Origin of the sequence: Candidatus Xenohaliotis californiensis (assembly GCF_963930935.1) — a bacterium.
Lineage (GTDB): Bacteria > Pseudomonadota > Alphaproteobacteria > Rickettsiales > CAWVOK01 > Xenohaliotis > Xenohaliotis californiensis.
This window is the reverse complement of the sequence record NZ_CAWVOK010000033.1, coordinates 1-14,245: the sequence shown is the minus strand read 5'-3', so window position 1 is coordinate 14,245 and position 14,245 is coordinate 1. Positions and strand designations below refer to the sequence as shown.

General features: G+C 32.1%; 11 protein-coding genes and 1 tRNA gene. 11 read left to right on the top strand and 1 reads right to left on the bottom strand.

Annotated features, from left to right (window positions below; all coding sequences use genetic code 11):
* Positions 1-284: 284 nt before the first annotated feature.
* The 10 genes from AABI72_RS04255 (at position 285) to AABI72_RS04210 (ending at position 10,677) form a co-directional block, all read left to right on the top strand.
* Positions 285-494, top strand: coding sequence for a bL35 family ribosomal protein (locus AABI72_RS04255; protein ID WP_338364732.1), 210 nt, complete (start codon positions 285-287; stop codon positions 492-494).
* A complete protein-coding gene (rplT, locus tag AABI72_RS04250; RefSeq protein WP_338364730.1) occupies positions 487-870 on the top strand; it encodes a 50S ribosomal protein L20 in 384 nt (127 codons plus the stop codon). The genes AABI72_RS04255 and rplT overlap by 8 nt, the downstream gene beginning before the upstream one ends.
* Positions 870-2,315, top strand: coding sequence for a hypothetical protein (locus AABI72_RS04245; RefSeq protein WP_338364728.1), 1,446 nt, complete (start codon positions 870-872; stop codon positions 2,313-2,315). Before rplT ends, AABI72_RS04245 begins: the two co-directional genes overlap by 1 nt.
* A 137-nt stretch (positions 2,316-2,452) precedes the next feature.
* The gene (pheS, locus tag AABI72_RS04240; protein ID WP_338364726.1) at positions 2,453-3,487 is read left to right on the top strand and encodes a phenylalanine--tRNA ligase subunit alpha; all 1,035 of its coding nucleotides are present in this window, start codon (positions 2,453-2,455) and stop codon (positions 3,485-3,487) included.
* Between the two features lie 128 nt (positions 3,488-3,615).
* Positions 3,616-5,106 (top strand): ATP-binding cassette domain-containing protein, encoded by a 1,491-nt coding sequence (locus AABI72_RS04235; RefSeq protein WP_338364724.1) that lies wholly within the window; start codon positions 3,616-3,618, stop codon positions 5,104-5,106.
* A gap of 143 nt (positions 5,107-5,249) precedes the next feature.
* Positions 5,250-7,970, top strand: a complete 2,721-nt coding sequence (locus tag AABI72_RS04230; RefSeq protein WP_338364722.1) for an AsmA family protein — start codon at positions 5,250-5,252, stop codon at positions 7,968-7,970.
* Positions 7,960-8,880, top strand: a complete 921-nt coding sequence (locus AABI72_RS04225; RefSeq protein ID WP_338364719.1) for a SurA N-terminal domain-containing protein — start codon at positions 7,960-7,962, stop codon at positions 8,878-8,880. Before AABI72_RS04230 ends, AABI72_RS04225 begins: the two co-directional genes overlap by 11 nt.
* Entirely contained in the window at positions 8,867-9,349 is a 483-nt protein-coding gene (gene lspA / locus AABI72_RS04220; protein ID WP_338364717.1) for a signal peptidase II, read from the top strand. The genes AABI72_RS04225 and lspA overlap by 14 nt, the downstream gene beginning before the upstream one ends.
* Positions 9,349-9,531, top strand: a complete 183-nt coding sequence (locus AABI72_RS04215; protein WP_338364715.1) for a hypothetical protein — start codon at positions 9,349-9,351, stop codon at positions 9,529-9,531. The genes lspA and AABI72_RS04215 overlap by 1 nt, the downstream gene beginning before the upstream one ends.
* 66 nt (positions 9,532-9,597) lie before the next feature.
* Entirely contained in the window at positions 9,598-10,677 is a 1,080-nt protein-coding gene (locus AABI72_RS04210) for a glycoside hydrolase family 3 N-terminal domain-containing protein (protein ID WP_338364713.1), read from the top strand.
* Between the two features lie 468 nt (positions 10,678-11,145).
* Here the strand turns inward: AABI72_RS04210 and AABI72_RS04205 are convergent.
* A tRNA-Leu gene (locus AABI72_RS04205) sits at positions 11,146-11,231 on the bottom strand.
* Between the two features lie 104 nt (positions 11,232-11,335).
* Here AABI72_RS04205 and AABI72_RS04200 point away from each other — a divergent pair.
* On the top strand, positions 11,336-14,245 hold a 2,910-nt coding region (locus AABI72_RS04200; RefSeq protein WP_338364711.1), incomplete at its 3' end, for an efflux RND transporter permease subunit.

The following is a 14,245-nucleotide window of genomic DNA, read 5'->3' as shown; positions in this document are numbered from 1 at the left end:
TTTAACCATTCTTTAGTGACTATCTATTTGATAGTAGCATTAATGAATGTTAAAACTTCATCTTCATTTTTTAATGCACAAATACTTAGCAACCATCCTTCATTTTAAGTAGGTAGTGTTTTGAGAAACACGATAACATTTTTATTTTTCCTTAAACATATGCTGTGTTTATATAAATTTTTCAATCAATTTGTTTATTTTTTTAAGTATTTATTCTTGATGAAAATGTTTATTTATGTTATATTTTTTATAGAGAATTTTTTAAAAATTTATTGGTGGTTGTAGTGCCAAAATTAAAAAGTAAAAGTAGCTTAAAAGGGCGTTTTAGAATAACCAAAAATGGTAAGGTTATTGCTACTCAAGCTAAAAAAAGGCACAATATGCGTAAGATAAGCTCAAGAGCTAATAGAGTACAAAAAGGTACTGTAACCCTAGTAGGTGGTGCAGCTACTATAGTAAAGAAGTATTTTAAATTAGGAGGCTTAAATGGCTAGAGTTAAATGTGGCGTTACAACTAAGGCACGTCATAAAAAATTTATCAAACTTGCTAAGGGTTATCGTGGTAGGGCAAAAAATTGTTTTCGTACAGCTAGATTGGCAGTAGAACGTGCAGCACAATATGCATATCGTGATAGGCGTAATCGTAAGAGACAAATGCGTGCTTTATGGATTCAGCGTATTAATGCAGCTGTTAGACAGCATGGTTTGGTATATTCACAGTTTATTAATTTACTTAGCAAAGCAAATATTTCTTTAGATCGTAAATCTTTGTCTGAAATGTGCATTAATCAGCCAAATGCATTTAGTGTATTAGTTAAGAAGGTTGCACCAACCATTAAATTTACATCTGAGGCAAAGCAAGTTGACTAATGCCTAAACAACCAAAGTCTTATTTTAACCCTGCAGATTTAAAGAATGCCCTTGCTACAAAAGTAGATGATGGTATTAATATCTCAGTTTACAAGACAATTTATAGATTGAGAGCAAATTTGCTTAATATGTCATCTGAATCAAATTTTTTTAAGAAGTTTGTTTACTGGACAGCTTTTCTCCCAGTGTCTATATTATGCTTTATTGCTGATAATATAACATTGCTTCCACATCCTTTAGCTGAATCTGAAATATATTTGTTCTTAGATAATTGGGTGAAAGATTCTGCATATGATGAAAATACTCCAAGAGTAGATGTGCTAAATTGGATGCAGGTGCATTTTTTACGTCCAAGAGTTTTGCCATATGAATATCGTTTATTGTTTGGCTCTGATTATGCATCTGATAAATCTTCTGATCAGGCTCATAATCCTAAGAATAATCAAACACCAGAATCATTTGTTTCTGCAATAATGGGTGCAATAACAATGTTGGAGAAAGATTTACAATCTCGTGAAAATGAAATCAAAGAAAACAAGGATGTTACTTTAGTGCAAGACAAAAATGCCTTGGGTAAGGATTTTATTTTAAGATTTCAAGATATTTGTAATATAGCATCTGTTTTGACAGTTGTATGCTTAACTGGTGAGAAATATGGTTTGTTGCAAGATATTCATAGAAAGATTCTTTGTCCAATCAGACAGCTTGCAAAGAGAGTTGTGAATCCTTTGTTATTTGATCAATCTATAGCTAATCATTTCAAAGGTGCATTATTGCCACTTGTTATAGCACCTGCAAATGATGAGCGTATTGTTGAATGGAATGTTATGTATAATTCAGAGAATAATAATGGTTTTAGTCTTAAGCGAGTTGGTTGTAGTAAAGATGACTTATTTTTTGTTGGATTGATGAGTGACAATGGTAGTGATTTTACCACTAAGGAAAAATGCCTTAAAGATAGAGCATTTTATAGCTTTCCTCCAGAGCTTGCTGATCATTTAGATTTTATGCTACGTACATTGACTCGAGGGGTTACTCAAGATGGGCACTATATCTATGGTTTTTCAGTTTTTGATATACGCTCAGTTGATGGAGTAAACTCTCGTAAGAAAGATTCACCAGCAGAGTGGACAAAGAAAGGAGGTGCTGAAAATGATTTGAGTAAAGACATATTAGGCTCTACTAAGAATACTGGCATGAAATCTGCTAATAATCAAGATTATGAGGAATTTAATAAACCAATAGATGTTACAGATGTTGATGAAAATTATGATGCTGACAAGGCTGTATCTACTGAGGATGATTTAAATAAATTATATGATAACTATGATGGCAATTTATTTGCCACAGAAGATCAGGGAAGAGATATTAATAAAGCAATACCTACTATTTTATCAGATCATGAAACAGCAAAAGATGGATTAGTTCAATCTCAATCACCTTAATTGGCATGTATCAATTAATTGTTATGTGCAGCATACATTTTAATAATTAATTGCTAATATCACTAACTGTAATTGACAAGTATTCAAGCTGTTATTAAACTTACAGCCATATTGTTGGATACATTCATCCATTTTGTATGTTTAACTTTGATACTTTGCACACTAAATTCCATAATGATCTACAAAAAGTTAGAAACATAAAGGATTGTGAGCTGTTGCGTATTAAATATTTAGGCAAAAGTGCACTGCTTACTGCTCAGCTCCATGATTTACGTAATCTGCCAGTAGAAGAACGCTCTATAGTGGGAATGAAATTAAATAATTTAAAAAATGAGTTTAATACTGCATTGAAAAATGTGTTGAGCTCAATGAAGACTATAGAACAGCAGGATGAAGAAGATTACTACTTACCAATTCGTGAAGAGTATTCTGGCTCTGTGCATGTTTTATCTAAAGTGGCTAGTGAAATTTATGATATTTTGAGCGGTATGGGATTTGCATTTTCTACTGGTCCAGAAATAGAAGATGAGCATTATAATTTTACTTTGTTGAATACTCCTCAGAATCATCCAGCACGCCAGATGCAGGATAGCTTTTATTTTAATAAATATTCTAATAATGGGCGTTTGATGTTACGCACTCAAACATCTTCAGTGCAAATAAGAACAATGAAGAATAGCAAACCACCATATATGATGTTTTCTATTGGCAGGGTATATCGTAGAGATTGGGATGCTACACATACACCTATGTTTACACAGATTGAAGGATTATGTATAGACAAAGAGATTAATTTTTCCAATATGCAATGGTATATCTCTATGTTTTTGAAGAAATTTTTTAATTCAAATAAGCTTAAGTTTCGTTTTAGACCAAGTTTTTTCCCTTTTGTTGATCCAGGCTCTGAGGTTGATGTTCTATATAGAAAAAGTAATGATTGTTTTGAACTTAGTAATGTTGGTGATAAATGGTTAGAAATTATGGGCTGTGGCATGGTGCATGAAAATGTTTTGTCATCTGTGGACTTAAGTGAGAAGGATCATCAAGGATTTGCATTTGGTATTGGTTTAGAGAGGCTAGCTATGTTAAAATATGGGATTAATGATTTACGTAGATTTTTTAATCCTGATATCAGGTGGATGAAAAAAGCTGGTTTTGCACCATTTTGTTGATTTGTTTGGAAGTTTTTAGATGTTTGCTATAAATGAACTTATTGATTATGCTAGTTCTCCCAAGTCAGCAAGATTTGTGATAGTTGTTTTAAGATTGTGTTTAATAAGCTTATTTTTTTGGGTGTGTAATGTTGCTTTCCATTAGAGGTTTGTCTATTGGTTTTGCTAATCAGGATACTGATGTTGTAAAAAATGTTTCATTAGAGCTGAGGGCTGGGGAAATACTAGGAATTATTGGCGAGAGTGGCTCTGGTAAGTCGTTAATAGCTAACTCTATTATGCAGCTTAATCGTAGCTTTACTCGTCAGACAGGTAAAATTTTGTTTGATGGTATGAATTTATTAGAAGTAGATAATAAGGTACTTTATAGTATTAGGGGTTCTAAGATAGCAATAGTTTTTCAGGATCCACTTGCATCGCTTAATCCATTAAAAGATATACATAGTCAAATAGCTGAGGCTATTTTAATTCATAATAACTCTGTTAATAGTGATTATGTTAGGAGTAGAACTGAGGAATTGTTGGATATGGTTGGTATTGCTCATTTTAAAAGACAATATAATACATATCCACATGAGATATCTGGTGGCCAGAGGCAGCGTGTTATGATTGCAATTGCAATTGCAAATAAGCCAAGAATACTTATTGCTGATGAACCTACAACTGCACTTGATGCTAAAACACAGGAAAGTATTGTTGATTTATTGCATGGCCTTCGAGAAACACAAGGAATGTCAATAATTTTTATTACACATGACTTATCACTTACTCGTAGCCTAGCTGATAGAGTTTGTGTTATTAAAAAAGGTATTATACGTGAATGTGGCATAACAAAAGATGTGTATGAAAATCCACAACATAAATACACAAAGCAGCTTATGCTTTCTAATAAGCCAGTTAGAGTGCAATCAGTGCCAGATAAAGAATTTGTTTTAGAAATTAACAATCTCAGCTATATAGCTAAAAAAAATTTTTTATTTCATGTTAAAAAGAAGACTATACTACAAAATATAAGCTTTGGATTACATAGAAGAGAAACTATAGGAATTATTGGTGAAAGTGGTGCTGGTAAGTCAACTCTTGTTAAGTCTATTTTGGGCATTATTAAACCTACTGGCAAGATAGTGTTATTGGGTAAAGATGTTGGAGTGCATGATAAGCTCCGACATCAAGAAATGCAGGTTGTGTTACAGGATCCATTTAGTAGCTTGAATCCCTCAATGAGAGTTGGAGAGATAGTGAGTGAGGGAATTGTGACACATAACTTGCTGTCTAATAAAGATGAGATATATAACACTATTACAAACATGATAAGTAGCGTAGGGTTAAAAGAAAGTATTATTGATAAATATCCACATGAATGCAGTGGTGGTGAAAGGCAGCGTATTGCAATTGCAAGAGTTTTGGCAGTGCGTCCTAGTGTTGTAATTATGGATGAATGCACATCTTCTTTGGATGCTGTAAATGAAAGAAGAATAGTGCATCTGTTACTTTCATTGCAAGAACATTTTAATTTGTCTTATATTTTAGTTAGTCATAATCTGGAAGTTGTTAGATCAATGAGCCATAGAGTTTATCGTATTGAAAATGGTCAAATAACTGACAGTAATTGTTTTTGATGCTTTTAATAGTTTAGACTTCTAAGATTTGTTTGGCTTTTATTGTAGCTTGTTTGCATCTCATGCTATACAATATCAAGAATTTAATAGAAATTTATATTTTTAGTTGAAATTGAAAAAAATCACTTTTATTTCTTGGTACAATGAATAAGTTAAAAAGCATTAATTGGTCATCACTGCTTAAATTATTAATAGCTAATTTATTTAAATTGTTTGCTGTATTTTCAGTGTTACTACATCGCATTAACAATTTCAGAACTGAAAAAAACAGAAAGTTGATTAACTCTATAGTAAAAGTAATTATAGTATCATCTTTTGCATTTACATTTATTGTTTTGGCTGCACAGACATTTTTTATTGACTGGAATAAATATGGGGAAAAAATAGCAAAAATTTTATCAGATAAACTAAATTCTACTGTTGTAGTTCAAGGTGGTGTAAGTGGATCATTGGTGCCAGGTAGCATTGTATTAAGGGATGTGTATATTAATCATGACAGTAATGATACATCAAGCTCTTCTACAATTATAGAAGAGATGCAAATTAAATTTGGTATATATAGAGCATTATTTGGGGTGGTGAGTGCTGATAACTTGCAAATATCTGGTGCTAAGTTTAGCTTGGATCAGTTATCTGATATTACTGGTGGTGAGAGCATGCTATCTGTTAATTTTACTGATTGTGCATTGATCTTTGGCAGTAGAATGATGGATAAAGAAATAAACAAGATTAGTGGTAAAATGACAATTAATAAAGGCAAGGTTGATGCAGATATGTCATTTTTGATCAATAATATTGTTTATAAAATGAAAGTTGATTCTTATGCTACTGATAAAAATTCTAACGAAGTTACTGCAAGAGTTGATGCATATCATATAGGTTTAAGTTTTGATGGCAATAGCATACTTGATGACAATGGATATCACCTTAAAGGTGCACTAAAGGCACAAGGTGATAATCTTACTACAGCATTAGATATGCTATCAGTAGGGGCTTCTGGTAGTGTGTTTGGTAATTATTCTATGAATGAAAAATATATACTTAACGCCAATATTGTTGCTAATAATAATGGTATAGATTTTAATAATTTTAAACTTACTTCTAATAGCATTAATGGTGTAATGGATTTGAAATATAATTTTTCATCCAGTGCTCAGTCAGAATTAAATATGCATGTAGAAAATATAGATTTAAGTGCTATGCAGCCAATTAAAGGAGGAGAGTATAAAAATAGTATGATATCTAGTATGGATTTTAAAATTCCTAAAACTATAAATGGTCTTTTTACAATACATATAGATTCAATTAAATATCGTGATTTTAACATTAAAGAACTTGTAGCTGAAGGAGATATTGCTGCTGGTGAGTTGTCATTGTATGAGATGAGATGTTTGATGCCTGGAGAAAGTGTAATGCATGTTTCTGGCAGCATGCATAGCAATCAAGTGCGTCCTAGGTTTGATGGCTCTGTGCATGTTACTGGTATGGATGCCACAGCTTTTTTGACACTCTTTCCTGGTTATGATGCATTGAGCAGTATTTATCATATGTCAGGAAGATTTCAGTTGAAGACATCTTTAATTTTAGCACCATACATTGCATCTTTTGTTAGTTTAGCCTTTAAGGCAGAGGCCAATGAATTAAATGGCTCATTTCGCTATAAATGGGGTGGTGACAAGCAAATGGTGGTGGCTAACTTGGATGTAGGTACTTTAGATGTGAGCATCTTACACAATGCTTTAGCTAATCGTGATTTGTCACAGAGTTTTTCTTGGTTAACAAATCCAAAGTTGCGTGCAAAAGCAGAAGTGCATGTTAAAGAGTTTGTTGTTGGTGCATCTGAGGTAATTCATGATTCTGTTTTTAGCTTAGAGATGTATAGCAATACACTTGTTGTTAAGCAATTGAAGCTTACATCCTCTAATATTGATTTACGTGGTGATGTACGTATAATTTATAATTCTACAATGCCTGTAGTTTATGCTAAGTTGAATTCAAGGTATTTGCATTTTTCGTCAGATAGTAATCATATTGTTAGAAATGTTACTGATTCTGGTGCTGATTTTTCTTGGCCTAGGAAAACAATTGATATTGATTTTTTACGAGATGTTAGAGCACAGATAGAAATATCAGTGGATAAATTTAGTTATGCCAATATAGTAATGGAGAATGTTTTACTTAATGTTAATTTAAGCAATAACAATATTAACATAGAGGACTCTAGTGCAATGTTTGCTGATGGCAAATTTACAATCAATGGTTATATTGGAATTTATAGGAAAATTATGGCTAATTTAGCATTTTCACTTGCTGAGGCAAAGATGGAAAAATTATCAGAGTTTATTAATTTAAAATCAGTTAGAGATGGCTATGTTAGTATTAGTGGAAGTTTTAATGGTTCTGGTAATAGTATTGCTGATATTATGAGTAATGCTAATGGTGCCTGCAATGTTGCTGTGCGGAAATTTACAGTTAATGGTGTTGATTTTAATAGTTTTGCTGATAATATAACAGCTGCTAGTACAAAATCTGAGATGTTGTCAATTGCAGAACAGAGTGCATATTCTGGTAAAACATTGTTTAAATCATCTGATTTAAAAATGTTAATTGAAAAGGGGTTAGCTAAGATTGAGGCAACAAGCTTAACTAGTAGAACTGCTAGCTCAATATCTGCTAATGTTCATTTGCCCACTTTATTAATGCATGGCATTGTTCGCATTTTTTTTATCCCACCTACATCTAAGCAAAAAGTTGCTGCTGATTTAGAGCTTAAAGGTTTTGTTAAGTATCCAGTACGTTCTTTTAATGCTGATCAGTTAGAGAAATTGGTTTTCCAAGGAATTAATCCACTTGATGCAAATTAGTGATATTTTTATGTATCTTATTGTAAAAATTTTTTGTAAAATAAAAAAAAATTTTTTGAATATGCAAAGAGTATCTTTAATTATTGTAATTTTTGTAATATTTACTGCCCATAGTATGGGGATTGTTGCAATAGTTGGTGGGCATGTAATATCTGATAAAGATATGAGAGAAGGTATTGCTATTGCTAGGAGTCCATTTTTTGGTAAGCCACTGCCTGATAATAATTTAAAGCAGTTGGTTTTAGATAATTTTATAGAGCAAACACTTATTTTAGATGAAGCAGAACATTTTGGTATTATGCTCTCTGATAGAGAGGTTGTGCAATATATGGTAGACTCTTTTAGAGTTAGAAGTATTGATGAATTTGCTAAAAAAATTGTGGAAAATGGTTTAAGTTGGGAGAAAGTTTTTGCACAAGCTAAAGCTAAGTTACTTTGGCGCCAATTAGTTAATGAGATGGTGATTCCTAGCATCTCAGTTAGTGATGCTGAGATAGTAGAGTGGCATGAGCAAAATAATAATAGATATGGTAAAATATATAATATAAAAAGTTTATTTGCTGAAGATGTTTCTACAATTAACTCCAGTGCATATAGCAATTACATTGATTGTAAGGATATAGAATCATTTGCTAATACCTTTGGCTTGCAAGTTGCTTCAGATGCTTCTTTGTTATTTGCTGATATGAATACTGAAATTAAGAGGCAGATTACAAAAGGATTGTCAATTGGTAAGTTAAGTAATGCTATTAATGATAATGAGTTTATAGTTTTGTGTTCTGTGGACAAAGCAAAGTCTTTGGATGATGAGGAAGTATACAGAAAGCTTTTTGAACTTAAAGTATCAGCTAATAAGATGGCTTATTTAAATAAGATAAAGGCAAGGTATTATGCAAGTGAACAGCAATAGAAATTCATCTAAGACTATAGGAACAGCTTTAGTGCTTTTGTTAATAGTTTTTTTTGTAGACAGATTAACAAAGTTTATGGTTTCTACTTTGCTTAAGGATTATGATTTTGTTTCAATAAACAATTATTTTAATTTAACTTCTGTTTGGAATACTGGTGTTGGTTTTGGCTTAATGGATTCTTTACCACCATTAATGCTTGTTTTTGTTTCTTGTTTTATAGCCATATATTTGTTGTTTCTTTTTATTAAGAAATACAATGATTGTATTGTTTTTGCTCTTGCTATTTCTTTAATGATTGGTGGTGCTATGGGCAATGTATATGATCGTTTACATTATGGAGCTGTTTATGATTTTATAGACTTTCATGTTAAAAGCTATCATTGGCCAACTTTTAATTTTGCTGATACTGCTGTAACATTTGGTAGTATTTTGATTGTTTTTAGTGGTTTTTCCAAGAAGAGGATTTAATGCGTTATTTATTACTTATTGTTATATGCTTTACTTTACCTGCTTGTGGTACAAAAATTGGTAAAAAAATTGGTTTAATATCTATTGATAGTAGTATGCATATCATTGATAACCAAGATTTGTTAAAACCACCATTTTTAGAAAATGATCTAGAATCAATTAAAGATACTGGCACTAAATAATTTATATTGTTTGCATTGTATATTGATTTAGTTATAGTATAGTGTTTTATTTAGAAGGATGGCCTTATGGTGAGAAGAGTGATTGTTGGTGTCTCTGGAGAGAAGCTCACAGATGCTGAGAAGCAGAATCTAAAAACTTATAAGCCATTGGGTGTAGTACTTTTTAAAAGAAACATTAGCAGTTATGATCAGCTTAAAAAATTGGTGTCTGAGATAAAAATTACATTGGATCATGATTATGTGCATATAGCAATAGATCAAGAAGGTGGTGAAGTTAGCAGGTTAGAAGACATCATAAAAGAAGATGGAGGAAGAACATATAGTGCAGGTTTTTTTCGTTGTGCACATGAGTCCATAGATGGCAAAGATAGTTTAGAGTCTTTTAATTTGCACAAAGATATTAATACTCTTCTTAAAGAGCAAAACATACTTACTGCACAAAAAATGTTAGATTTAGGTATAAACGTTAATTTTTCTCCAGTTGCTGATCTATGGCGTGAGAATGCCACTATAAAAATTTTAAACAGCAGGACTTTTAGTAGTAAAGTTGATGGCATTGTTAATAGTTGTAAGATTGTTATAGAAGCAATGGAAGGAAATGGTATTCTGTCTGTAGTTAAGCATATTCCAGGACATGGCTGTACATTGCAAGATACACATGAAGATTTTGCTTATAGCATTAGCTCACTTGATGAATTGACAGAATCTGATGCTAAAATTTTTCAGGATTTGAAAGATAATGCAAAATGGGCAATGGTTTCCCATATTATTTATCGAGCCCTTGATGGTGACTCTCCAGCTTCTATTTCTAAAAAAGTTATTGATTTTATACGTAAGCATATTGGATTTTCAGGGATTTTAGTGACTGATGCTATAGAAATGAAAGCTGTATATAATATTGATAAAGATATATGTAAAGTGGCAGAAAGAGCAATTGATGCTGGTGTTGATATAGTGCTTTACTGTGAAGAAGGTGCTGCAAAAAATGCTGAATTCCTTGCATCAATACCTGAAGCTAGTGATGAGCTATTGAACAAGATATCAGATGCTTTGCCAACTAGGTCAACTGAGTCATCAACAGCTTTAACAAATATAACATGGAAAAAAATTCAGAAAGATGCAGAAAGAATTAGCAGTATTAAATAACTAATGATCACTTAGTTTTATTTTGTGAGCACTACTTTAATGTTAGCATAGTGAAAAAATTGTCAACTTTATTAGTTAGTAGAAATAATTTGCATGATGGAATTATTTATAGCTAAATACTAAGATTTATAAGGCTTTAAATCATTGTCATTTAATAATTAGACAAAAAATTTCTATCTATTATATCATAATATAGATTCAGTAAAATTTGATCTGATTTTTTAAGTGTTGCATGCTTGTGTTACAGTTTGATAATGAAGCAAACTGTTGTTTACTGGCATTAATTTTTCATAATAAGGTCTGCAATCTTCAATAGCTGTCAATGATACACTTAGTTCGTTCATTTTATGCAAGATGAATATTTCACTGCAATAATGTTAATAATATGATATGAACAAGAAAATTATTAATAAATTTATTAATAATGTGTGTATTTATTTTAACATATATACCAAAAAGTTCATTATATGGTGCGGTTGAGAAGACTCGAACTTCCAAGGCTATTTGCCACAGCGACCTCAACGCTGCGTGTCTACCAGTTCCACCACAACCGCTTAATATAGTTGATTATATGTGTCATTTATATAAAAATCAACAATAGCTGTACATGTAATACTTATTGTGTGTATATTTGAATAAATATAAGTATTGTCATCTTGTGCTTAAGTCATTTATAGATCTGCTGTTGCAACGTAATAGAGTTATTATATTTACTATTCTAATGCTATTAATTGTTGGTTGGTATAATTATTTGCATATGAGCAAAGAGATGTCACCTGATGTTAAGATTCCTATTATATATGTTACAACTGGATTAGAAGGCATTTCTGCTGAGGATAGTGAACGACTTTTGATTAAACCAATGGAAAGCCATTTATCTGCCATAGAAGGAGTTAAAGAGATGCGCTCATCAGCATATAGTGGAAGTGCATCATTGGTGTTGGAGTTTAATGTTGGTTTTGATAGTGATAAAGCACTAGCTGATGTGCGTGGTAAGCTTGATAGCATACGCTCTGATATTCCTAGGGATGCACTGTCACTGGTTGCTCGTGAAATAAATATCAGCTTGTTTCCTGTTCTAAATATAGCTTTATCTGGGTCTGCTTCAGACAGAGAGTTGTATTGGGCTGCAGATCGCTTACGTGATGAAATAGAGGTGGTGCACAATGTGGTAGAGGTATCAATTGTTGGCAAAAGAGAAGAGGTTGTAGAGATATTGGTATCACCAACTATGATTGAAGCATATAATCTTAGGCTTGATGAAGTGTTAAATAGCCTAGCTTACAACAATGTTATGATACCAGCTGGCGAGATATCAAAGGATAATGGAGTGTTTTCTATAGAAGTTTCTGGCTTAATTGAAAATGCTAATGAATTACTAGAAACACCTGTGCTAGTACGTCAGGGTGAAGTTGTGTTATTTAAGGATATTGCTCAGATAAAAAGTTCATTTAAAGATCCAACAAGTATGGCACGTATTAACTCTAAAAAAGCAGTTGTGCTGGAAGTATCAAAAAAAACTGGATCTAGTGCTTTAGATGTTATTGATGATGTTAAGTCTGTGGTTAATAAATATATACCATTTTTACCATCTAATATAAGTATCTCTTTTTCTCAGGATAATTCTGTTCCAATAAAAGATAATCTTAGTGACTTAGAGAATAATGTTATATTTGCAACATTGTTGATAGTAATTGTTATTTCAGTATTTATGGGGTTAAGATCAGCATTGCTTGTGGCAATGTCATTACCAATATCATTTTTAATAGGAATTATTATAGTTTCTTACGCTGGTTTTACTTTAAATATAGTTGTTTTGTTTGCCTTAATACTTTCTGTAGGGATTTTAGTTGATTCTGCAATAGTTGTTACTGAATATGCAGATAGACAAATGATTGCTGGTAGCAGTAGGTTTGAAGCCTATGGTAGTGCTGCCAAGGCTGTAGTTGCACCAATTATTTCTTCAACAACAACTACTATAATTGTTTTTTTCCCACTGGTTTTTTGGCCAGGTATAATGGGAGAGTTTATATTCTACCTGCCTACAACCTTATCAGCTACATTGGTTGGTTCATTGTTAACTTCAATAGTGTTTCTGCCAACTTTAGGTGCAGTATTTGGTGGTGTATCTGCTAAATCAAAAAAAATGATAAAATCAACACTTGCAATAGAAAATGGTGAGTTGGATGGGTTAAGGAGGTTTTATGCAGTATATGCAAAAATGCTAATGGGTGCATTAAATAATCCAATAAGATATATTACACTTATTATATCTGTGTCTTTTGTAATGATAGGAGGATATTTTTTGTTTGGCAGGGGTGTGGAATTTTTTCCTGATGTAGAGCCAGACAATCTTTCTATTGATGTACGCTCTGCTGGCAATCTATCAATACATGAAAAATATTTGGCAATGATGGAGATTGAATCAAGAATTGCAGATTTAGCACCTGAATTTAAGGCTATTTATACGCGAATTGGTGCACAAAGCAGTGGCAAGGAGTCGTCTACTGGTGATTTAGTTGGATCAATGCAGCTTGAGTTGGTGCAATGGCTTAAAAGACGCAGAGCATCAGCTATCATTGCCGATCTTTGGGAAAGGGTTAGTGATTTTGCTGGTTTTAATGTTGCAGTGATTAAAGAATCACAAGGGCCAAAAGGTAGCAAGCCAGTGAAAATAAGAGTGTCATCACGCTATCCTGAAAAGGTTGAATTATATGCTTCTAGATTAGTTGGTTTTATGCAGTCTAATGATAAATTTCTTAATATAGAAGATAACATAAATAAGTTAAAAATTTCATGGAATGTTGTTGTAGATAGAGAAAAGGCTGCATTATATGGTTTGAACAATGCAGTTATAGGTAATTTTATACGTATGGTAACAAATGGCGCTAAAGTTTCATCATATCGACCAATAACAGGTAGAGAAGAGGTGGATATAGTAGTTCGCTTTCCTGAAGAAAGTAGAAATCTTGGTAGCATAAAATCACTAAGAGTGCCATCTGTTAATGGCTCAGTACCTATAGATAGCTTTACTAGCATTATTCCTAATAATAAGATAGAAGAAATTCATAGGGTTAATAGAATACGTGCAATAACTATTCTTGCCAACTTGTCTAAAGATACATCGATAGAGTTAGGACTTAAAGATGTTTCTGAATGGATTGCTTCAAACTATGATCCTGATGTTGCAGTAAAATTTGCAGGTGATTATGAAGATCAAAATGAATCTAAGAGTTTTTTATATAAGGCTTTTGTTATAGCTGTAAGTGGAGTAATATTGGTGCTTTTAGCTCAATTTAATAGAGTTAAATATACGTTTGCTATAGTTACTGCAATATTTTTTTCAACATTAGGGGTTTTTTTTGGTTTGTTGGTAACCTTTAGACCATTTGGTATAGTTATGTGTGGTATTGGAACAATAACTCTGGCTGGAGTTGTGGTGAATAATAATATTTTATTAATTGATGCTTATATGAAGAATATTGCTTCTGGTATGACTGTTAAAAAGTCTATAGTTGTTGCAGCTGTTAGCAGAATTGCACGAATTCTGCTAACAGCTGCAACAACT